The following is a 21,160-nucleotide window of genomic DNA, read 5'->3' as shown; positions in this document are numbered from 1 at the left end:
CTCCTCGAACATTTATAAATAGTAATAGCTTAATTTTCTCATTAATCACGCTATTTTGCACGTTATTACAACTATAAGCGCTCTATTTGTTTGAATTGACTGACAATTTGTTGTGTAATCATTTCTGGTGTCGGGCCTTCTATATAAAAAGTCCGGAATTTCAAGAGCTTCTGAAAGTTGTGTATATCAAAATCTTCCCGCATTAATTGTTGATATAGTTGCACTTGCCAGGCAATAGGATGATTACAAATGTATAGTTGCTGAGGGAAAAGATAATTACAATGATGCGCCAGCCACTCTGTATTCTTTCTCATCTGATATAAACTACTTAGCGTCGGTTCTAATACTGAACGTGCTTTGCGGCAACTTTTCACATAACGATATACTTGAGTATTTGTCAGCCTTTTAACTTCAGGTGTCATTTCAAGTTTTCTCTGTTGAAAAATAGTCTCTACATCCGCTCTTCGTAGCATTCCTTTGAACTTGCTCCCGCCTATATGTTGAATATTTTCGATTACTTTTAAAGTTTGGCTGTTCGTGTCAAAAGCATATAAATTTCTATTGTAAGGATGAATGAAACTGCTGATCATTTGATTGAAACGCATTTGTGATGTCATTATTTGATTTAAATCAGCAATCCAAATTACTTCAATACCTCGAAGTTGTAATCCTAAAGTTCTTTTCTGCACTTCTGAAACAGGTATATTGGAAAATTGAATTTCTAACGCGAATTGTTGATTCACCAATAAATCCGGATATTGATAAGCCCCTTTAATATAAGGTTCAATTTGCACATCATAACCCTGATTTTTTAAGATATAAGCTAAATAATATTTCACTTGATAATGTAAGAGCGTTTCTGATTTACTGCAATAAGTTGGAGATAGATGATAATGTGCAAAATGCGGCACTTTAGTATTTCCTTTTTTCAAAATAAGTTTCGATTTGCAGTGCGGGCAATAATAAGCAGTATTACCATCAGCTTGATTGGCCATTGTAAGTTGGCCGCTGTCTGACATTCCGATAAGCATTGAACCACCTCATTATATTAAACGTTCAATGTTGGTCTTTTTCTTTTCAAAAAATAAAAAACCTGCTCCACTCGGAACAGGTTCATCTATCTATATTCAATTAAGCTTCTGTTGTATCAGTAAAGAAACGACGAACTTGAGCTGTTACATTATGGCTCATAATAATTTTGCCATAATCATTCAAGTATACTTCTGATTTATCGCTTGGTTGAGTAAACTCAAGTAACTGACTGTAGAAATCATTAATTACTTCTTCACCTACGTTATCATCGAAGTGAATTGCATAATAATATTCGTTATTTAACATATATAATAAATCTTCAAAGTCATCAGTTGGTTGATTGCTGTGGTGAGCATAATCGATAACTGACTCTAAATCATCAAATTTTACAATCACTAAACGTCCATTTGTATGACGTGCACGTTTAGAATGATCTGAAGCATGTGCTTTTCTTTGTTGTTGACTGCCTTGTGCACTTTCTTCATTTTCATCTTCAAATGTTTGTTCAAGTAATTCATTTAATTGTCGATCGAATTCATTATTCATATTGTCATCAGCCATATTCATCATTTCTTCATTTTTCGATTTAGAAATGACAACTTCCACGCCTTTTTCAAAAGCATGAACTTGAATCCATAGAGGACCTTCGACTACAAAGTCTTCTTCCTCATTGATTTCTTCCATCATAGACCAGAAGAATTCTTCACCGCGTTGACGGTTTGTCCATAAGTCTTCTCTTTTGAAACCTCTTGATTCAATGTCACCATACGTTATGAAAAGTTTAACTGTTGTATCATCTACGCGCTCTATTCTCATATCATCTCACTCCTTACAGTCGATGAATAGCAAAACTAGACTTTAGAACAACTTTCTAGAGTCTAGGTATGGTCTACTTTTTCGACAACCTAGAATAGTACCCATATTGTATTAAAACGGTATGCAAATTACAATCTATTTGTTTATGGTATGAAGAGTGACGTACCGTTGACTTATTATACTAACATATTACCCTAAAATACTCTATAGAAACGACTTGTCTGATAGATTCAGTTATAGTGTCTATCAACGTCTTAATATTCTATGACCGCAAGCATAAAAAGCCACAGCACAACTGTACTGCAGCTCTTTACAGGATAATTCAGTTAGAACTTAAACTTATAAGTCCACCATTCGTTGTGCTTCTTGTAATTGGAACGTACGCACTTTTCTTGGTAAGAAACGACGGATTTCGTCTTCGTTATAACCTACTTGCAAACGTTTTTCATCTAAGATAATTGGTCGACGTAATAGACCTGGGTTATCTTGAATGATTGTATATAATTCTTGCAATGGTAAAGAGTCGATATCGACGTTTAATTTTTGATATGTTTTAGAACGAGTTGAGATAATCTCATCTGTTCCGTCTTCTGTCATTTTTAAGATTTGTTTAATTTCATCAATTGTTAAGTGTTCTGAAAAAATGTTACGCTCCGTATACGGAATGTCATGTTCTTGTAACCATGCTTTCGCTTTACGGCAAGATGTGCAGCTTGGTGATGTGAATAGTGTTACCATACATCTCACTCTCCTATTATCATGAATTAAATTCATTGATTTTAAATGAATTGGTTAAGGAAAAACTTTATAAATTCAAACGCAGTACTCAAATATGTTAAGTTAAGAATACTTAACATTTTCTTTGTCTTCACGTTATAAATTTCTCTTTCTCTTAACGTTATATCTGAATTATACCCATTCAACATTAAAATTAAATGAGAATCCGGAAATTATTTATAGAAAATTTCAAACACATCGACTATTTGATTTTTCAACTCTGATTTGCTTTAGAATTTTCAAAATTTAAACTTTGCAATATGTCAAAAACTGCCTACGTATCTAGTTTAACACACCTTACAAACAAAGAAAATACTGCTATAATGAAATAAATATCTTATTCTACATAGAAAGCGGGCATCAAAAATGGAAACTCTATTTTCAGGAATCCAACCAAGCGGTATTCCAACTTTAGGAAATTATATCGGCGCACTGAAACAGTTCAGTGAAGTCCAAGATGATTATAATTGTTTCTTCTGCATCGTAGACCAACACGCAATTACAGTTCCACAAGATAGACTTAAATTACGTGAACGCATCCGTCAATTGGCAGCAATTTATTTAGCATCTGGCATTGATCCAGAAAAATCAACGCTCTTCATACAATCTGAAGTTCCTGCTCACGTTCAAGCAGGTTGGATGTTAACAACTATCTCATCTGTTGGCGAGTTAGAAAGAATGACGCAATTCAAAGATAAATCTCAAAAACAAACAGAAGGTATTCCAGCTGGCTTATTGACTTACCCGCCATTAATGGCAGCAGACATTGTACTTTACAATACAAATATTGTTCCTGTCGGCGAAGATCAGAAGCAGCATTTAGAACTAACACGTAATTTAGTGGATCGTTTTAATAGTCGTTACAATGATATTTTAATCAAACCAGAAGTACGCATGCCGAAAATCGGCGGACGTGTAATGAGTTTGCAAGATCCAACTAAAAAGATGAGTAAGAGTGATGACAATACTAAAAACTATATCTCATTATTAGACAATCCTAATACAGCAGCTAAGAAAATTAAAAGTGCCGTAACAGATTCAGATGGTATTATTAAATACGATAAAGATAACAAGCCAGGCATCAGTAATTTATTAAGTATCTACTCTAGTCTTACTGACGAATCTATTGCAGAGATAGAAGCTCGTTATGAAGGCGAAGGATATGGTAAGTTTAAAGGTGACTTGGCAGAAGTCGTAAAACAATTCTTAACTGATTTCCAAGAACGCTACGAAAGCTATTATCATTCTGAAAAATTAGATGATATCTTAGACCTTGGCCGCGACAAAGCGATTAAAGCTTCTGCGCGTACATTAGAAAAAATGGAACGTGCAATGGGACTAGGTCGTAAACGTAAAAAATAACATTCATTTTAAAAGGAATTGCACCCATTTTAACGCGGGTGCAATTTTTTATTTGAATCCCTATGAGATTTGTACAACTTTATATTTATCCGTTAAAGAAAGTGTCGTATAATAATATAAATACATCGAAACGGAGTGACTTACTTTGCAATTACATCCTTTTAGAATCCTTTTGTATGTTGGTTTATTTCTATACTTACTTTTCAATTTATTTGTAAATTATTATGCAGCTTTGAACTACGCACTCTTCATTTTAGCTTTCGTAATATTTGCAGGTATCTTGATTAAAAAATTATATCATGGCGGTCATTTTCACTTTAACAATAAGAAAACTAATAAAAACGCTTCCGAAACTTTAAGTTCCATACAAAGCTCTGATGCTTTCTGGATAATTACAAGTCTCATTATCTACGTTGAGACAATGCTGCTTGCAGTTATTCATCATTAGCAGAAATAGGACGAAACATAAAATCACTGTCTCATCCTGTTCCATAAAGACAGCCGACACATTCCGTGCCGGCTACTTCTTCTTTGTTTTATTGATATATTTTACTGCCTTGATTCACAAAGTCTTGTGCTTTTTCTTTCATCGCTTCTTGTCTTTCTTTTTCATCAAAATGGTTTTGACGTAAATCATGAGAAATACGCATTGAACAGAACTTAGGTCCGCACATACTGCAGAAATGCGCTACCTTCGCTGATTCTTTCGGTAGCGTTTCGTCATGATATTCACGCGCACGTTCAGGGTCTAGAGATAAGTTGAATTGATCTATCCAACGGAATTCAAAGCGCGCTTTACTTATAGCGTCATCACGTTCTGTCGCACCAGGCAAACCTTTCGCTAAATCTGCAGCATGGGCAGCGATTTTATAAGTAATTACACCTTCACGTACATCATCTTTATTTGGTAATCCCAAATGTTCCTTAGGCGTAACATAGCAAAGCATTGCAGTGCCGTGACTAGCAATTTGAGCAGCTCCTATTGCTGAAGTAATATGGTCGTATGCTGGAGCAATATCTGTTGTAAGCGGTCCTAAAGTATAAAACGGCGCTTCTTTACAATAGAAATCAGCTAAATCTTGGTTTTCTTTAATCTTATGCATCGGAATATGACCTGGACCTTCAATCATCACTTGTACATCATGTTCCCAAGCAATATCTGTCAATTCTCCTAATGTCTTCAATTCAGAAATTTGGCTTTCATCATTTGCATCATAAATGGAGCCTGGACGTAAACCGTCGCCTAGAGATACTGCAATATCATAGCGATTTAAGATTTCACAAATGTCACCAAAATGCTCATATAAGAAGCTTTCTTCATGATGTGCTAAGCACCATTGCGCCATAATAGAGCCTCCGCGTGATACGATGCCTGTCAAACGATCTACTGTCAACGGTACATAGCGTAATAACACGCCTGCATGAATTGTGAAGTAATCCACGCCTTGCTCTGCTTGTTCTATTAATGTATCTCTATAAATTTCCCAAGTTAAATCTTCCGCTACTCCATTCACTTTTTCTAAAGTTTGGTAAATTGGAACTGTACCTACTGGAACTGGAGAGTTTCTTAATAAATATTCGCGTGTCGCATGAATATTTTTCCCAGTAGATAAATCCATGATAGTGTCAGCGCCCCAGTGTGTTGCCCAAACTAACTTTTCAATTTCTGCTTCAATGGATGAAGAAACAGCTGAATTCCCAATATTAGCATTAATTTTCACTTGGAAATTCTTACCGATAATCATCGGCTCTGACTCCGGATGATTGACGTTGTTAGGAATAATAGCGCGTCCTCTCGCAATTTCATCACGGACAAATTCTGCTTCTACACCTTCACGTACTGCAATAAATTTCATTTCCTTTGTAATGATGCCTTGCTTAGCATAATGCATTTGAGTAATTCTTTTGCCTGCTTTAGCGCGCTTAGGCTGATATTGGAAAGGTGTCTCTACAAATTTACGATGCCCTTCCTTTTTGAAGCCATTATCAATAGACTGCACCTTGCGTCCTTCGTAACTTTCAACATCGTTGCGTGCTTTAATCCAATCAGAACGTAAATCTGGAATCCCTTTTTGAACATCTACTTCATAGCCTTCTTCATGGTATGGGCCTGCAGTGTCGTAAACGACAAATGGTTGATTTTCTTCCGTACTGTATTCAGTTACCGTATCACTTAATTCAATTTCTCTGAAGGGAACACGAATATCCGCTTCTGCACCTTGTTTAAAAATTCTGCGACTTGCCGGGAATCCTTTTTTCAATTCAATTTCTTCTTGTTTCATTAAAAATAGCCTCCTCAAAATCAAAGCTAGGAGGAATATTTGCCAAAAAATACGTGATAAAATAAAAAACGCATTCATTTAATTTATGAATGCGCAGCAAAGAATTTATATTTAGGAATTCATAATAAATACACTAATATACAATGTCTTTATTATTAAATCCACACTTATCTCATCAATTATAAACGCTTCCCTACGCTAGTGCTAACTAGATCAGGTTCAAAGGGTTGATAATTATCTTTCAGCCAAATAGGCACCCCTAGCAATGAATTATTTAATTTACAAATTTATGATAACATTCAATATTTTATTATACAAGTCAATTTTAATTATGAAGTAATCATAATCTGAATCTATCTTAGGAAGTGGCAGGCGCTAATTGTTTTACAGTATTCATTCTTAATTGATGACTTTGCACAGGCATATGCAGCATCCATTCATCTATTAATCCACTGCGATTAATATTATCGAGTGTAGCTGTCACCTCTTCTTTAGTCCCACTGATAATACGCATTCTCTTCTCGACTACTTCAAAGCTTGCAGTAGATTCAGCTTTAAATTCTTCTACTTGTTGTTTCGTATTTAACACGATTCTTTCTCCACTATCAAAAAGAAGTTCGTAATGACGTTGTGAAAAACGAAATGGCAACTTTTGCGAACCATCTGCAGTAACGACAGCTGGTATGCTGACAATAAAACGACCTTCAGGATAAAGTGAATGATAAGCTTCGGCTGCTTCTTCAAGCGCTGATTGGTCAGAATTAATGAAGTATGCATAAATTATACCTGTTTTCGTTTCGGCTGCTTGTAGCGCTGACTTTTTACTAGCACCTAATAAATAGATTGGGACGGGTTGATTATTTTCCTCTCTGTGTGCTGTCCGTATACCATGATAAGTTGACGCCTCATCAAAATTTCGTTGGTTCAGATGATTTAAAAGCGAAAACTTTTCATTAAAGGATGGAAGCGGCTTTTGCAATTCTTCTTGCAAAATATCTACAACTTTTGGAAATCCTCCTGGTGCCTTTCCTACACCTAAATCTACACGATGGTCAGAAAGTTCATCTATCATATGAAATTGTTCAATGACTTTCAGCGGATGATAGTGTTGCAACATTACTCCACCAGAACCTATACGCAACCGTTTTGTATGATCCAGCAAATACATCGTTAAAATTTCTGGTGAAGTTCCCACTACATCTTTGAGGTTATGATGTTCTGATACAAAGTATCTTGTATAACCTAACTCATCAGCGAGTTGTGCAAGTTCTAGCGTATGATTAAGCGCTTCTTTGACTGTTTGTCCTTTAATAATAGGTGTTTGATCCAGTATACTAATCGGCAACATGGACATTCCCTCCATCCATAATCTCTTTTAATGCCATAGTATGAGCAATTGTATATGAAGTCAATTTGCTCGCTCTAGACATAAAAAGAAACTGGAACAAATTAATGTCCCAGCTTCTATCTGCTAAATTAGCAACAATTATTTAAGTTGAAGTGAACTTCTCCCATTAAAGACCACTTTATTTATCTTTCTTTTTCTTTCCTGTTTCTCTATCGATGCTCTTATCAATATATGCATGTTTCAATGAATCCTTGCCACCAACTTGGTGATAAACCACACCTTTAATTTGTGGATTTTTCAAGTATGCTCTACCCTGTTGATAAAGTGGCGCAACTGGAGCTTCACTCAACATAAATTCTTCGGCGTCTTTTAATTTATTTATTCTTTCATCAGGTTTCTTTAAAAGAGGACCATTGGCTTCTTTCAACATATCATCATAATGTTTACTGCCCCAATCTGTATTATTTTGAGCATTTCCAGTAGTCATAGTATCTAAGAATGCCATTGGATCAGGATAATCAGGCCCCCATCCAGATATAGACATAGAATAATTCATTGATAATTCTGCAGTTACACGTTGTTTAAATGGTAATTGTTTTATATTGATTGTTACCCCTGGCAAATTCTTTTCGATTTGCGATTTGATAAATTGTGCTGAAATTTTAGAGGAAGCTGTATCTTGGGTATTTAAAGTGAAAGTAAATTTATCTTTTCCAAGTGCTTTCTTCGCTTTTTCAAAATGAGATTTAGCTTCATTCGTATTATATTTCAGCGGAGATTTCACTAATGATGCATAATCTTTTCCATCTTTAAGAATAGCCGTTTCCTTTGCAGTGAATCCATCAAATGGTGACGAACCATTATTTAACACGGTATCAACATAATCTTTTTTATTGATAGACTGTGCAATGGCATAGCGCATGTCTTTATTTTTGAATTCTTTCTGTTGCTTTTCATTTAATTTTATAAAAAATGTAGAAGCAAATAATCTTTTAAACAAAGCTGGATTCTTTTTATATTTATCTACTTGTTCAGATGTTATTTCTGTAACATCAGCAGAACCTGTATCATATAAAGAAGCACCTGCTTGTTGGTCTTTTAAAATTTTATAGCTGACTTTGTCTAACTTAACTGCTTTTTTATCCCAATAGTCTTCGTTTTTTTCTAAAAGAATTTTATCTTCTACTTTCCAGTCTTTTACTTTAAATGGACCATTATAAACAACTTTATTAGCTGTTGTTCCATATCGCTTACCATATTTTTTAGCGATTTTTTCATTTTGCGGCATATATGTACCAAAGGCAAGCATTTGTTCAAAGTATGGTAATGGTTTATTTAATTCAATTTGAAGTTTATATTTATTTAAAGCTTTAACGCCTAATTTATCGGCAGGCATTTTACCTTCATTAATTTTTTGTGCATTTTTTAAGTCATACATAATATAGGCATATTCAGATGCCGTTTCTGGTTTTAAAGCTTTTTTCCAAGCAAAAACAAAATCATTAGCTGTAACCGGATCGCCATTTGACCATTTGGCATTTTTTCTTAAATCTATCGTCAATGTTTTACCACCGTTACTTTTTTTCGGCTTACTCTTTGCTACTCCTGGTTGAATCTTATCTTTACCATCTAAAGTATACAAACCTTCAAACACTTGATTATAAGTATTAAAAGATACTTCATCGGTAGCTAAAACATTATCTAATGTGCTCATATCCTGAGGAATTACTTCTCGATAAACTTGCCCTTTCCCGTCATAAATACCGCCGCCTTGACTGCACCCGCTTAAAACTAACCCTGCAATCCCAAGCATTAAGGCAAACGAAATTAATTTTTTCTTCATAATGCTTCTCCCCCTTTACACCGTTTGTTCTAATCTTTGTTTCAATTCTTCCGCTTCTTGATCCGTCACAAAAACATAATGATCAGGTTTGATTTCTTGCAGAGAGCGATTCGGATTTTCTTCTGCATTTTCTTTATAAGTAATACGTGTTCTTGTACGCTCACTTTCTGGATCAGGCTGTGGTACTGCTGATAACAAAGATTGTGTATAAGGATGTAAAGGATGATTATAAATTTCCTCCGCTGAACCGATCTCTACAATTTTACCGAAATGCATTACAGCAATACGGTCGGAAATATATTTCACCATCGATAAGTCATGCGCAATGAACAGGAATGTAATATTTTTTTCCTGTTGCAATTTCAACAATAAGTTGACAACTTGCGCTTGAATAGAGACATCCAATGCTGAAATCGGTTCGTCAGCAATGATGAATTCTGGTTCAACTGCCAACGCTCGGGCAATACCGATACGTTGTCTTTGCCCACCTGAGAATTCATGGGGATAACGGTTAGCATGTTCTTTATTCAATCCAACTGTCTCTAATAAATCATACACTCGCTTCTTACGATCTTTAGTATTCTTCGCTAATTTATGAATATCAATACCTTCAGCGATAATATCCATAACTTTCAATCTCGGATTAAGCGAAGCATATGGATCTTGGAAAATCATTTGAATTTTCTTATTGAATTTCAACATGTCTTTACGGTTTTTAATATCTTGAATATTAACCCCTTCGTAATACACTTCTCCGCTTGTTGCATCATTTAATTTAATCAGTGCTTTTCCTGTTGTGGATTTACCGCAACCAGATTCTCCCACTAAACCGAATGTTTCCCCTTTATAAATATCAAACGAAATATTTTCAATGGCACGGACTTCGTTACGTTTTCCAACATTAAAGTATTGCTTTAGATTTTTAACTTGAACTAATACTTCTTTATCTTCAGCTGGTTGGCGTTGTTCTTTTATTTCTGCTTGTTCTTTGTCAATTTTATCTTGCTTTTCTAATGCTCCGCTTGTTTCTTTAAAATCTTTATTTTGATTATCCTTCATTGAACGCCACCCTTTCTACACGTTCAGCGTGCTCAAATTTATTCGGCATTGCTCTTTGACGTTTAACCACCAATTCTGGCGGTTGTACTTTAGGAGAACGTTCATCCAACAGCCATGATTTTACAAAATGCGTCGGTGAAACTTGGAACCATGGCGGCGCTTCTTTAAAATCGATACCTAAAGCATATTGGCTTCTGGCTGCAAACGCATCCCCTTTAGGTGGATGTAATAAGTCAGGTGGTGTACCTGGAATAGCCACTAGTTCTGTTTCAGTACCAGTTTCTAAGTCAGGCATAGAAGATAATAATCCCCAAGTATATGGATGTTGTGGGTCGTAGAAGATTTCATCTACATCTCCTGTTTCTACCATTTGACCACCATACATCACTGCAACTCTGTCCGCTATATTGGCAACAACCCCTAAATCATGTGTGATAAAGATAATGGCCGTATCGATTTTCTTTTGCAATTCTTTCATCAAATCTAGAATTTGAGCCTGCATTGTTACGTCTAATGCGGTTGTCGGCTCGTCCGCAATGAGTACTTTAGGTTCGCAAGCTAAAGCAGTTGCGATAACAATACGCTGTCTTTGTCCTCCTGAGAATTGGTGAGGATAAGCTTTAAAACGCTCTTTAGCATTAGGAAGTCCCACCATATCTAAGATTTCCAGCGCTCTCTTCTTAGCTTGCGTTTTATTAAATCCTCGGTGTTTCATCAAAGGTTCCATAACTTGCTTGCCAATTTGCATTGTAGGATTCAAAGAAGTCATCGGGTCTTGGAAAATCATAGAAATGTCTTTTCCTCTTAGTTTAATCAGCTCTTTTTCCGGCTTGTTAACTAAATCTTCTCCTAAAAAGTCGATTCTGCCCTTTTTAATGCGGCCGACATCACCTTGGAACAACTTTGTTAATGCTTTTGTAGTCACTGATTTACCAGAACCAGATTCTCCTACAATCGCTAAAGTTTCCCCTTTGTTTAAATAAAAATCTACGCCTCTGACTGCTTGCACTTCTCCTGCGTCGATATCAAAGGAGACATGCAAGTCGTTTACTTCTAATATTCTTTCTGCCATATGAACTGCCTCCCTTATTTACGCATTTTCGGATCGAATGCATCACGCAATCCATCACTGAACAAGTAGAAGAATAAGATTAATAAGCTTAAAATTAATGCCGGAATAAATAATTCATGTGGATGAATTAATAACATGGCGCGTCCATCATTGACTAACGAGCCAAGCGATGTTTTTGGTGCAGGCACCCCGATACCGATGAAACTTAAGAAAGCTTCGAAGAAAATCGCACTTGGTACTGTAAACATTGAAGTTACAACAATCGCTCCTAATGTATTCGGCAAAATGTGTCTGAAGATTAATTTTGATTTTGAAGCCCCTAATGTTCTAGATGCTAAGACAAATTCCTGTCCTTTTAATTTCAAGAATTCTCCACGCACTACACGGCTCATCCCAATCCATCCGGTAATGGCCATGGCAAGAATAATTGTCCAAATAGAAGGTTCGAAAATCAATACGAATAAGATTACAACGATTAAGTTTGGAATAGAAGCAATAATTTCAATAATTCGTTGCATTATATCATCTATCCGTCCTCCAAAGAATCCGGATATTGCTCCGTACACTACACCGATAAAAATATCTAGTGCAGCTGCTACAACCCCGATAAAGAGTGAAACTTGCGCCCCTTGCCAAGTACGTGACCATAAATCACGTCCTAATTGGTCTGTACCGAACCAGAAGTTCTCTTTGACGCCAGCATCTTTATAAGCATTGGTTCCATCTGCCCCTTGCCCATCAAATGGCAAGAAGGGAACCTTATCCAATACTGGAATTTTAGCTGGTAAATTACGTCGGTTAACGTCTTGTTCTGCATAATCATGGCTACTCATCAAAGGACCAATTAATGCCATAATAATGATTAAAATCAAGCCAATCATACCGATGACCGCTAATTTATTTCGTCTTAATTGACTCCATGCATCTTGCCAGAAGTTTTTACTTTCGCGTTGAATTTCAGGTTCTCTTTCAATATCTTGTTCTACAAGTAAGAAATCTGGTGCATTTTCTCCATCTGTAGTATGTGTTAATGCTGCATTGGAGTAATCTCCATGCAAGTGTTCTCTATTTTCTGCCATTATTTCTTACCTCCTTGCACTCTAATACGCGGATCGATAATTCCATACAGAATATCTACAATGAAAATCGATACAATAAATAACGTACTGAATAAAAGTGTAGTGGCCATAATGACAGAGAAGTCATTCGTTTGAATGGATCTTACGAATTGATCCCCTAGTCCTGGTACCCCGAAGATGTTCTCGATTGTTAGTGTCCCTGTTAAAATACCTGCTAACATCGGAACGATAATTGTAATAACTGGAATTAAAGCATTTCTTAGTGCATGACCGAAAAGCACACGCATCATAGAATTCCCTTTGGCTCTTGCTAATAAGATATAATCCGAACTCAGCACTTCAATCATTTCCGCTCGTATGTATCGTGCAACAGTTGCAAGTACGCCCGCTGAAAGTGCTAGAGATGGTAAGACGGCTGTAGAAATGCCTTCCCAACCTGCTACTGGGAACCATCTTAATCTTACTGAAAATACATATTGTAACAATACTGCTAATACGAATGATGGAACTGATACAGCAATAACTGAAATTACTGTAGATGAGTAATCCACCCATGTGTTTTGTTTCGTTGCAGCTGCTACCCCCAAAATCAATCCTAAAATTATACCGATAACCATCGCCGTTAATCCCATTTCCATGGAAGGTCCTAATCTAGGCTGTATTAAATCCCAAACAGGTTGGTTATGATATTGGAACGATACTCCGAAATCTCCTGTAACTACGTTTTTCAGATAATGTAAGTACTGCACGATGACTGGATCATTTAAACCGTATGTCTCATTTAAAATTTCCTTTTGATCAGCACTTAACTTTGCATCATTAAATGGTGAACCTGGCATCAATTTCATTAAGAAGAAAGTGATAGTCATAATGATGAACAAAGAAATCAACATGTATCCAAAACGTTTGAGTACATATCTAAGCATTGACAATCCCCCTTATAAGTCCAAAATAAACATTCCCTTCTAATTATTCAGAAATATTTTAATATTATTATATCGATAGTTTGCATTCTAAATCAACATAATTTTTTGAATAATTTAAATCTTGCAACAAAAAGTTCCGTAAAACATGTATAATAAACTTAGGATTAACAAGGGATTGGCAACTTTTAAATCTTTTTGAATTTCTATGAAAAATTATTTATAGTTATCATTAATAGTTGGGACGGAATATAATTTTACTGATTGGGGTTAAAAAATGAATAAATATATACAATGGTTAATTTGGGTGTTATTTGCACCTTTAGTAAGTTTAATAATTTGGGGATTCAAGGCACATACATGGCCAAATTATATAGACATTTTATTTATCGTCAGTATGGTCTTATTTATTGCGGGGTTTGTAGTTATCTTAGTTCAAGATGGCGTCTTTGATGCGACCAGCTATGGTTTTAGACGTATTCGCTATCAGATGGCTGGTAAGAAGCATCAAAAAGCCTGGAAAGATGATGAATTTATGAATCCTAAACAAGCAAAGAGAGATTTCTATTTAGTAGAAGCTTGGGCAAAGCGGATAACAATTATAAATGCACTTTTCATATTTTTATGTTTATGTGCAATATTGACTTTTTAAAAAACGGCAACCTCACGTCGCCGTTTTAACTTTTTATTTTTGGTTTTCTGGTACTTTGGATGTTTTAAACAATACTAAATACATTAAGATGAATCCGATTAAAACTATCAAACCAGTATAAATAGACATCATCCATGGGGTCAGAAATGCTCCAATCACCAAACCTAATTGGGCGAGTATTTTTGAAGTTGTAAAACCCAATGAACTGATTGAACTGTATACACCTCTCGCATCCTCAGGTGTTAATGCAAACCTTTCAGCATTATAAATCGGAGAATAGATAATTTCTCCAATAGTTGCGATAAATGCAAACACTATAATTAATAAGAATGTATTAGCAGAAGTTATCATGCCATAACCAAACGTATAACAAATCATTCCGATTAGAAATATCACTTTCTTCGAATAGCTTTCTACTAAGCGATTAATATAAAATGTTAAGAATACCACAGTGATTGTATTGACAATCATAATCGAAGTAAAAATACGCACGCCATCAATTTCAATTCCTAAAAAAGAAAGCGGCTCAAATGTCTTTTGCAGACGAACAACGACATAAGTATCGAGGCTTGCTTCAGCCATGAAGACCAAACTGAATGCCAAAACCAAAATGCTATAAGATTTATCTTTAAAGACTTGAACGTAACCGCGCACAAACTTTTTCACCACAGAATCTAAAGAATCATGATTCGCAAATTTCTGATGCACATCATAGATGAATACAAAGGCGTACCAACTGATCAAGTTCGCAACGAGAAAAAGCCCAAATAGCACGTGACGATGTTCAGCATATAACGCTGCACCGATTAACATGCCGATTGCAGTCGCGATGTTATTCATCCAATAGAAAAAACGATATATGAACTCGCGCTTTGCTGGATGAATGGCATCCATAACTGCTGCCTCTAGAATAGGCATTTTGAAAGAATTGGTAATAGTAAAGATGAAGAAGGTAGTGCAAAATAAGATTAAACCGATGTCATGCATATTCACTGTAATTATCAGTACAACTAAACAAAATGTATAAATACCGTGGACAAAACTGATTACTCTTTTGCGCTCAAAGTGATCAGAAACATAACCTCCGATAAAAGACACAATAAATCCGACAATTATAGTCGTCATTAAGAAAATACCAGTAAAAACTGCATTAATCATTGTAGTCAAGTAAAGCGCCATGAATGGTAAAATCGCAGTACTAGAGAGGGTTAACAAAAAGTCGCAGAGCATTCTAGCTTTTAATGTTCTGGAAAGTTGATTAAATTGTCGCATGCTTTTCACCCTCCTCTGATAATTAATTTGTACATATTATTTTAATAAGTTGCAGTAAAATTTAAAAAAACAGTTAACTTCATTATATACAATTATCCCTAAAATAATACTTTTATTCTAAGTTAAGTATTTATACTTCTAACACTTGCTAAAAATCTAAAAATAAAAAAAGCATTTGAAACGATTCGATTTATCGCTTCAAATGCTTTTCATTCATTTAATAATACGTTTAGTCTGCAAATTTTTTCAATACAAGAACTGCATTATGTCCGCCAAATCCAAGACTGTTACTCATTGCATAAGTAATATCTAAATCTTGAGCTTCATTCGGTACAAAATCTAAATCGCATTCTGGATCTGGAGTTACCGCATGAATTGTCGGTGCAACTTTGCTGTCGCGAATTGAAAGTGCTGAGAAGATAGCTTCTAAACCACCTGTAGCCCCTAATAAATGACCTGTCATTGATTTAGTTGAGCTGACTTTCAAGCTGTTTGCAGCATCGCCGAAAGTATTTTTAATTGCCAATACTTCATTTAAGTCACCCACTGGCGTACTTGTACCATGAGCATTTAAATATTGGACATCTTTAGGTTGAATACCTGCATCATCCATAGCTGCTTGCATTGCGCGAGAACCACCTTCGCCTTCAGGAGCTGGAGCAGTAATATGGTAAGCGTCACCTGTTGAACCATAACCTACAATTTCCGCATAAATTTCTGCACCACGTGCTTGAGCAGATTCTAATGATTCAATCACTAATACGCCTGCACCTTCGCCCATAACGAAGCCGTCACGGCCTTCTTGGAATGGACGGCAAGCTGTTTCTTTGTCATCGTTTGTAGACAAGGCACGGCTTGCACTGAAACCTGCGATTGCCATATGTGTAATAGGTGCTTCACTGCCGCCTGTAATCATAGCATCAGCATCACCGCGTTGAATGATTTTAAATGCTTCACCAATTGAATTGGTACCTGTTGCGCAAGCAGTTACTGTTGAGCCGTTAGGGCCTTTAGCACCTAAATCAATAGATACTTGACCTGTTGCCATATCTGGAATCAACATTGGTACAAAGAATGGGCTGACACGGCGAGGACCACGGTTAAGTAATTGGCTATGTGCAACCTCAAATGTTTCCATTCCGCCGATACCTGAACCAATCCATACACCGATTCTATCAGCGTTAGTATCATTAATATCTAATTGCGCATCCTTTACCGCTTCTCTTGCAGCAACTACTGCATATTGAGTGAAGCGATCCATACGGCGTGCTTCTTTTCTCTCGATATAATCTTCAATATTAAAGTCTTTTAGTTCTCCGCCTAGGTGTACATTATAATCAGAAGTATCGATGCGTGTAATTTCATCAATACCATTTACACCTTTCAAGGCATTTTCCCATGAAGTTTGTGCATCATTACCTAGTGGAGATAATGCGCCTAGTCCTGTAATTACAACGCGTTGCTCTTTGCTCATACTTTATCCTCCTATTTTCCCCATCTTAGTGTAATTGCGCCCCAAGTCAGGCCGCCGCCGAATCCAACAAGAACTAAGACATCATCATCTTTAATTCTGCCGTTTTCAAGTTCTTGGCCGATACTTAACGGAATAGAAGCCGCTGAAGTATTGCCGTATTTATTTACTGAAACGCTCATTTTTTCTTTAGGGATTCCTAAACGTTCTCGAGCTGATTCCATAATTCTGATATTCGCTTGATGTGGAATAAACATATCTACGTCATCTGCAGTCATACCTGCTTTATCAACTACATTACGTGAAGCTTCTCCCATAATACGTACTGCAAATTTAAAGACTTCACGCCCATTCATGAAGATTTTACCATTTTCCGGATTAAGATATAAATATTTACCGCCACTGCCGTCAGAGCCCATTTCGTAACTGATAATTCCGCGTCCTTCTGACACTTCACCTATTACAGCAGCACCTGCGCCGTCTCCGAAAAGAATAGCAGTAGAGCGGTCCGTCATATTTGTGATTTTAGATAATTTATCTACACCGACTACTAATATATTTTGATAATCGCCTGATAATACATATTGTTTAGCAGTAATTAATGAATACATAAAGCCTGAACAAGCTGCAAGTTGATCCATTGTCGCTACTTTACCTAATCCAAGTCGCTCTTGAAGCATATTAGCTACAGTTGGAAATGGAAAATCTCCAGTTGAAGTTGCCACGATAACCATATCTATATCTTCAGGTTGAATACCTGCATCTTTAATTGCTTTAACGCTCGCTTCATATGCAAGATCTGATGTTTCTTGATCTTCTCCTGCCCATCTGCGTTCTTTAATTCCTGTCATTTTAGAAATCCATTCATCTGATGTTTCTAAAAAACTTTCAAAATAGGCATTGTCAACTACCTTTTCCGGAACATAAGTTCCGAAACCTTTAATACCCACGTCCATGGTTTTACACCTTCTTAAAAAATTTTTAATACCAGGTATTAATTTATCATATTCCACTTTTTAAATACAAGTGCTTTAACTATCATATCTTATGGAATTACTTCTACTATTATAATATCTGAGGCCCTGTATCACAATTATTCTGATATGCAGATTAAAATTAAATCCAGAGAAAATACTCAATTTTACTATCATCACTATACAAAGTTCTTGTTGTAATCTATAATTAAACTAAAGATAATTCTATGGAGGCACTACAGATGAGATACATTATGGTACTATTCTGGTCAGTATTGCTGCTTGAAATGGTGAACTTTGTATTAAACAGTTTAGCAGGCGGCGGTAAATTGAATTTTATTATCCCAATCGTATTTGCAGTCATCTTCACAATTGTAGTCGCAATTTTAGATGCACTCATGAAACCAGTTAAAGATTCAACTCCTGTTGAAGACAGCAAACAGTGATAAATTTATTTTAAAAAGGCTGGAATCTCTTAAAATTAAGAGATTCCAGCCTTTTCATGTTCTTCATTAATTTAATGATGCTTCTTCTACTTTGAAGTTTAATTCATTCTCACCTAAATCAACTTTTACAGTGGTACCTTCTGGTAAAGATTCTTTAATCATCATACGTGCTAATGGTGTTTCAATTTGACGTTGTACAAAACGTTTTAAAGGTCTTGCACCAAATTGAGGTTCGTAAGCTTCTTCACCTAACCATTTTTTCGCTGCATCTGACACTTCAATAGAAATACGTTGATCAAGTAAGCGAATATTAAGTTCTGTAAGGATTTTTTCTACAATCATACTCATGTCGCCAACTGATAATGGACGGAAGAGCACAATGTCATCCATACGATTGAGAATTTCAGGTTTAAAGTATTGATTTAAGCTGGTCATCACTGCTGATTCTGTAGTTTCAGAAATCACACCTGTTTCTTTTACTTGTTCAAGTAAAATTTGAGAACCGATATTACTTGTCATAATAATAATCGTATTTTTGAAATCTACATTACGTCCTTTAGAATCAGTCAAGTGGCCTTCATCTAAGATTTGCAGTAAGACATTGAACACATCTGAATGTGCTTTTTCAACTTCATCTAACAAGATAACAGAATAAGGGTTACGACGTACTGCTTCTGTTAATTGTCCCCCTTCATCATGACCTACATAGCCTGGAGGCGCTCCAATCAATCTTGAAACGGAATGTTTTTCCATATATTCACTCATATCAATACGAATCATGTGTTTTTCTGAATCAAATAAGGAAGAAGCTAAAGCTTTAGCTAATTCTGTCTTACCTACACCGGTAGGACCTAAGAATAAGAAACTGCCGATCGGACGATTAGGGTCTTTGATACCAGCTCTTGCTCTGATAACCGCATCTGCGACTAAATCCACCGCTCTGTCTTGTCCGACCACACGTTCATGTAAGATATCATTCAAATGCAATAATTTGTCACGTTCGCTTTCGACTAATTTAGTAACTGGAATACCTGTCCATTGACTGACAATATCTCCAATTTCTTCATCAGTAACAATTTCGCGAATAATTCTTTCGTGATCTTCACTTTGTTCATCTTGGAAGGCATCTTCTAAATCACGTAATTCTTTTTCCAATTTCGGAATTTTGCCATGTTGTAATTCTGCGGCTTTTTCCAAATCATAATTATTTTCTGCATCTTCCAATGCTTTACGACTTTCATCTAATTCTGCGCGTTTTTCTTGCAGTTTCGCAATTTTTTCTTTTTCTTGTTCCACACGAGATTGAAGAGAAGATTGTTTTTCTTTTTCATTAGATAGTTCTTCTTGCAATTCTTTCAGACGTTGTTGACTGACACTGTCTGATTCATGTTTCAAAGCATTTTCTTCAATTTCCAACTGCATTACTCGACGATTGACTTGATCGAGTTCTGTTGGGTTAGAACCCATTTCAGTACGAATAGTTGCACAAGCTTGGTCTACTAAATCAATCGCTTTATCTGGTAAGAAACGGTCTGTAATGTAACGGTCTGATAATTCTGCTGCAGCCACTAATGCACGGTCTTGAATTCTGACACCATGATAAACTTCATAACGTTCTTTTAATCCACGCAAGATTGAAATCGTATCTTCTACATCTGGTTCAGACACGCCTACTTTTTGGAAACGACGTTCTAAGGCAGAATCTTTCTCAATATATTCACGATATTCATTTAAAGTAGTTGCACCGATACAATGCAACTCACCACGCGCAAGCATTGGTTTCAACATATTGCCGGCATCCATAGCACCGTCTGTTTTACCTGCTCCGACCAGCATATGCAATTCATCGATGAACAAGATAATTCTGCCATCTGAATCTTTGATTTCTTTCAAGACTGCTTTTAAGCGCTCTTCAAATTCACCACGGTATTTTGCGCCGGCTACTAAAGCACTTAAATCTAATTCGAAAATCGTTTTATCTAATAAAGATTCAGGGACATCTTTTTTCACGATACGTTGTGCTAACCCTTCGACAATAGCCGTTTTACCTACACCAGGCTCCCCTATTAATACAGGATTATTCTTAGTTTTTCGACTTATAATCCGGATAGTATTACGAATTTCTTCATCACGTCCAATAACCGGATCCATATTACCTTGACGGACTTCTTCTACCAAGTCACGTCCATATTTTTCAAGTGCTTCATAGTTTGCTTCAGGATTTTGAGATGTCACGTGATTTCCTCCTCTGACTTTCTTAATAATTTCTTTGATGACTTCATCTTTATTACCCACAAATTGTTGAGTCGTTTCATTTGTTTCAATCGCCGCAAGCAAAAGATGCTCCATAGAAACAAAATCATCCTCATAAGCTTCCATAATCGTTTCAGCCTTATTAAAGAGGATATTTGTATTATTACCGATAAACTGTCCGTATTGAACATTGTCACCTTTCACTGTGGCATAGTGTTTTAATTTACTTTCATAAGCTTCAGAAAGCGCTTCTGTATCTATATTGGCACGCTCTAAGACACTTTTATAAAGACTTTCATCTCCATTTAATGCCGCAAGCAACACCGCTTCCGCTTCTACGCTTTGCTGTTCATGCTGCTTAGCAATTTCAATAGCTGCTTGCAATGCCTCTTGCACAGCATATGTCATTTTATTTGCATCCAATTCATTTCACCTCTGTCGATTCAGTATACTGAGCCAAGAACCTCTCTTGACTTTGACTTACTTTGACCTTAATAAT

Annotated in this window: 18 protein-coding genes and 1 riboswitch; of the genes, 4 read left to right on the top strand and 14 right to left on the bottom strand. The window is 36.0% G+C overall.

The features are described from left to right. Nucleotides 1-71 precede the first annotated feature (71 nt). From CNQ82_RS04740 to spxA, 3 genes are all read right to left on the bottom strand, one after another. A complete protein-coding gene (locus tag CNQ82_RS04740; protein WP_123144309.1) occupies nt 72-1,031 on the bottom strand; it encodes a competence protein CoiA in 960 nt (319 codons plus the stop codon). Between the two features lie 100 nt (nt 1,032-1,131). Continuing rightward, complete coding sequence (gene mecA / locus CNQ82_RS04735) at nt 1,132-1,848, bottom strand: adaptor protein MecA (RefSeq protein ID WP_095106239.1); 717 nt, start codon at nt 1,846-1,848, stop codon at nt 1,132-1,134. Between the two features lie 339 nt (nt 1,849-2,187). After that, nucleotides 2,188-2,586, bottom strand: coding sequence for a transcriptional regulator SpxA (spxA, locus tag CNQ82_RS04730; RefSeq protein ID WP_002481951.1), 399 nt, complete (start codon nt 2,584-2,586; stop codon nt 2,188-2,190). Between the two features lie 405 nt (nt 2,587-2,991). On the opposite strand from spxA, the gene trpS reads away from it, so the two are divergent. Further along, complete coding sequence (gene trpS, locus CNQ82_RS04725; RefSeq protein WP_123144308.1) at nt 2,992-3,987, top strand: tryptophan--tRNA ligase; 996 nt, start codon at nt 2,992-2,994, stop codon at nt 3,985-3,987. Between the two features lie 232 nt (nt 3,988-4,219). Next, nucleotides 4,220-4,435, top strand: coding sequence for a hypothetical protein (locus tag CNQ82_RS04720; protein ID WP_164711944.1), 216 nt, complete (start codon nt 4,220-4,222; stop codon nt 4,433-4,435). 88 nt (nt 4,436-4,523) lie between these two features. On the opposite strand, the gene thiC is transcribed toward CNQ82_RS04720, so the two are convergent. From thiC to opp3b, 7 genes are all read right to left on the bottom strand, one after another. Further along, the gene (gene thiC / locus CNQ82_RS04715; protein WP_123144306.1) at nt 4,524-6,269 is read right to left on the bottom strand and encodes a phosphomethylpyrimidine synthase ThiC; all 1,746 of its coding nucleotides are present in this window, start codon (nt 6,267-6,269) and stop codon (nt 4,524-4,526) included. 173 nt (nt 6,270-6,442) lie between these two features. After that, nucleotides 6,443-6,540, bottom strand: a riboswitch (TPP riboswitch). Between the two features lie 87 nt (nt 6,541-6,627). Further along, entirely contained in the window at nt 6,628-7,632 is a 1,005-nt protein-coding gene (locus CNQ82_RS04710; RefSeq protein ID WP_338062298.1) for an MsnO8 family LLM class oxidoreductase, read from the bottom strand. Nucleotides 7,633-7,795: 163 nt separating this feature from the next. Then, complete coding sequence (locus tag CNQ82_RS04705) at nt 7,796-9,460, bottom strand: peptide ABC transporter substrate-binding protein (RefSeq protein ID WP_123144304.1); 1,665 nt, start codon at nt 9,458-9,460, stop codon at nt 7,796-7,798. 15 nt (nt 9,461-9,475) lie between these two features. Then, nucleotides 9,476-10,519 carry an ABC transporter ATP-binding protein gene (locus tag CNQ82_RS04700; RefSeq protein WP_240624924.1) on the bottom strand — a complete coding sequence of 348 codons (1,044 nt, stop codon included), beginning with the start codon at nt 10,517-10,519 and terminating at the stop codon, nt 9,476-9,478. Further along, nucleotides 10,509-11,591 (bottom strand): ABC transporter ATP-binding protein, encoded by a 1,083-nt coding sequence (locus CNQ82_RS04695; protein ID WP_095106251.1) that lies wholly within the window; start codon nt 11,589-11,591, stop codon nt 10,509-10,511. Before CNQ82_RS04695 ends, CNQ82_RS04700 begins: the two co-directional genes overlap by 11 nt. A gap of 14 nt (nt 11,592-11,605) precedes the next feature. Beyond that, nucleotides 11,606-12,670 carry an oligopeptide ABC transporter permease gene (gene opp3C, locus CNQ82_RS04690; RefSeq protein WP_123144303.1) on the bottom strand — a complete coding sequence of 355 codons (1,065 nt, stop codon included), beginning with the start codon at nt 12,668-12,670 and terminating at the stop codon, nt 11,606-11,608. Further along, entirely contained in the window at nt 12,670-13,596 is a 927-nt protein-coding gene (gene opp3b, locus CNQ82_RS04685) for an oligopeptide ABC transporter permease (RefSeq protein ID WP_095106255.1), read from the bottom strand. The genes opp3C and opp3b overlap by 1 nt, the downstream gene beginning before the upstream one ends. A gap of 274 nt (nt 13,597-13,870) precedes the next feature. On the opposite strand from opp3b, the gene CNQ82_RS04680 reads away from it, so the two are divergent. Next, nucleotides 13,871-14,245 carry a DUF3899 domain-containing protein gene (locus tag CNQ82_RS04680; protein WP_123144302.1) on the top strand — a complete coding sequence of 125 codons (375 nt, stop codon included), beginning with the start codon at nt 13,871-13,873 and terminating at the stop codon, nt 14,243-14,245. A 33-nt stretch (nt 14,246-14,278) separates the two neighbouring features. Here CNQ82_RS04680 and CNQ82_RS04675 read toward each other — a convergent pair whose 3' ends face one another. The 3 genes from CNQ82_RS04675 to CNQ82_RS04665 form a co-directional block, all read right to left on the bottom strand. Continuing rightward, complete coding sequence (locus CNQ82_RS04675; protein WP_123144301.1) at nt 14,279-15,517, bottom strand: MFS transporter; 1,239 nt, start codon at nt 15,515-15,517, stop codon at nt 14,279-14,281. 229 nt (nt 15,518-15,746) lie between these two features. Further along, nucleotides 15,747-16,991: a beta-ketoacyl-ACP synthase II gene (gene fabF / locus CNQ82_RS04670; protein WP_123144300.1), complete on the bottom strand. Its 1,245-nt coding sequence runs from the start codon at nt 16,989-16,991 to the stop codon at nt 15,747-15,749. A gap of 11 nt (nt 16,992-17,002) precedes the next feature. Next, the gene (locus tag CNQ82_RS04665) at nt 17,003-17,944 is read right to left on the bottom strand and encodes a beta-ketoacyl-ACP synthase III (protein WP_123144299.1); all 942 of its coding nucleotides are present in this window, start codon (nt 17,942-17,944) and stop codon (nt 17,003-17,005) included. A gap of 260 nt (nt 17,945-18,204) precedes the next feature. Here CNQ82_RS04665 and CNQ82_RS04660 point away from each other — a divergent pair, with 260 nt between their 5' ends. Next, nucleotides 18,205-18,408: a YjzD family protein gene (locus CNQ82_RS04660; protein WP_123144298.1), complete on the top strand. Its 204-nt coding sequence runs from the start codon at nt 18,205-18,207 to the stop codon at nt 18,406-18,408. 66 nt (nt 18,409-18,474) lie between these two features. On the opposite strand, the gene clpB is transcribed toward CNQ82_RS04660, so the two are convergent. Beyond that, nucleotides 18,475-21,084 carry an ATP-dependent chaperone ClpB gene (gene clpB, locus CNQ82_RS04655; protein WP_123144297.1) on the bottom strand — a complete coding sequence of 870 codons (2,610 nt, stop codon included), beginning with the start codon at nt 21,082-21,084 and terminating at the stop codon, nt 18,475-18,477. Nucleotides 21,085-21,160 lie beyond the last annotated feature (76 nt).

The sequence above is a fragment of the Staphylococcus debuckii genome (assembly GCF_003718735.1).
Taxonomy (GTDB): Bacteria; Bacillota; Bacilli; order Staphylococcales; family Staphylococcaceae; genus Staphylococcus; species Staphylococcus debuckii.
Note: the sequence above shows the minus strand (reverse complement) of the source record. Positions and strands in the feature narration are given on the sequence as shown.

What these genes read in the sequence shown, in the direction of transcription:
- spxA (WP_002481951.1), bottom strand. Translation starts at nt 2,586, where the DNA reads ATGGTAACACTATTCACATCACCAAGCTGCACATCTTGCCGTAAAGCG.
- opp3C (WP_123144303.1), bottom strand. Translation starts at nt 12,670, where the DNA reads ATGGCAGAAAATAGAGAACACTTGCATGGAGATTACTCCAATGCAGCA.
- mecA (WP_095106239.1), bottom strand. Translation starts at nt 1,848, where the DNA reads ATGAGAATAGAGCGCGTAGATGATACAACAGTTAAACTTTTCATAACG.
- CNQ82_RS04705 (WP_123144304.1), bottom strand. Translation starts at nt 9,460, where the DNA reads ATGAAGAAAAAATTAATTTCGTTTGCCTTAATGCTTGGGATTGCAGGG.
- CNQ82_RS04695 (WP_095106251.1), bottom strand. Translation starts at nt 11,591, where the DNA reads ATGGCAGAAAGAATATTAGAAGTAAACGACTTGCATGTCTCCTTTGAT.
- CNQ82_RS04680 (WP_123144302.1), top strand. Translation starts at nt 13,871, where the DNA reads ATGAATAAATATATACAATGGTTAATTTGGGTGTTATTTGCACCTTTA.
- CNQ82_RS04675 (WP_123144301.1), bottom strand. Translation starts at nt 15,517, where the DNA reads ATGCGACAATTTAATCAACTTTCCAGAACATTAAAAGCTAGAATGCTC.
- trpS (WP_123144308.1), top strand. Translation starts at nt 2,992, where the DNA reads ATGGAAACTCTATTTTCAGGAATCCAACCAAGCGGTATTCCAACTTTA.
- CNQ82_RS04740 (WP_123144309.1), bottom strand. Translation starts at nt 1,031, where the DNA reads ATGCTTATCGGAATGTCAGACAGCGGCCAACTTACAATGGCCAATCAA.
- CNQ82_RS04710 (WP_338062298.1), bottom strand. Translation starts at nt 7,632, where the DNA reads ATGGAGGGAATGTCCATGTTGCCGATTAGTATACTGGATCAAACACCT.
- CNQ82_RS04665 (WP_123144299.1), bottom strand. Translation starts at nt 17,944, where the DNA reads ATGGACGTGGGTATTAAAGGTTTCGGAACTTATGTTCCGGAAAAGGTA.
- fabF (WP_123144300.1), bottom strand. Translation starts at nt 16,991, where the DNA reads ATGAGCAAAGAGCAACGCGTTGTAATTACAGGACTAGGCGCATTATCT.
- thiC (WP_123144306.1), bottom strand. Translation starts at nt 6,269, where the DNA reads ATGAAACAAGAAGAAATTGAATTGAAAAAAGGATTCCCGGCAAGTCGC.
- CNQ82_RS04660 (WP_123144298.1), top strand. Translation starts at nt 18,205, where the DNA reads ATGAGATACATTATGGTACTATTCTGGTCAGTATTGCTGCTTGAAATG.
- opp3b (WP_095106255.1), bottom strand. Translation starts at nt 13,596, where the DNA reads ATGCTTAGATATGTACTCAAACGTTTTGGATACATGTTGATTTCTTTG.
- CNQ82_RS04700 (WP_240624924.1), bottom strand. Translation starts at nt 10,519, where the DNA reads ATGAAGGATAATCAAAATAAAGATTTTAAAGAAACAAGCGGAGCATTA.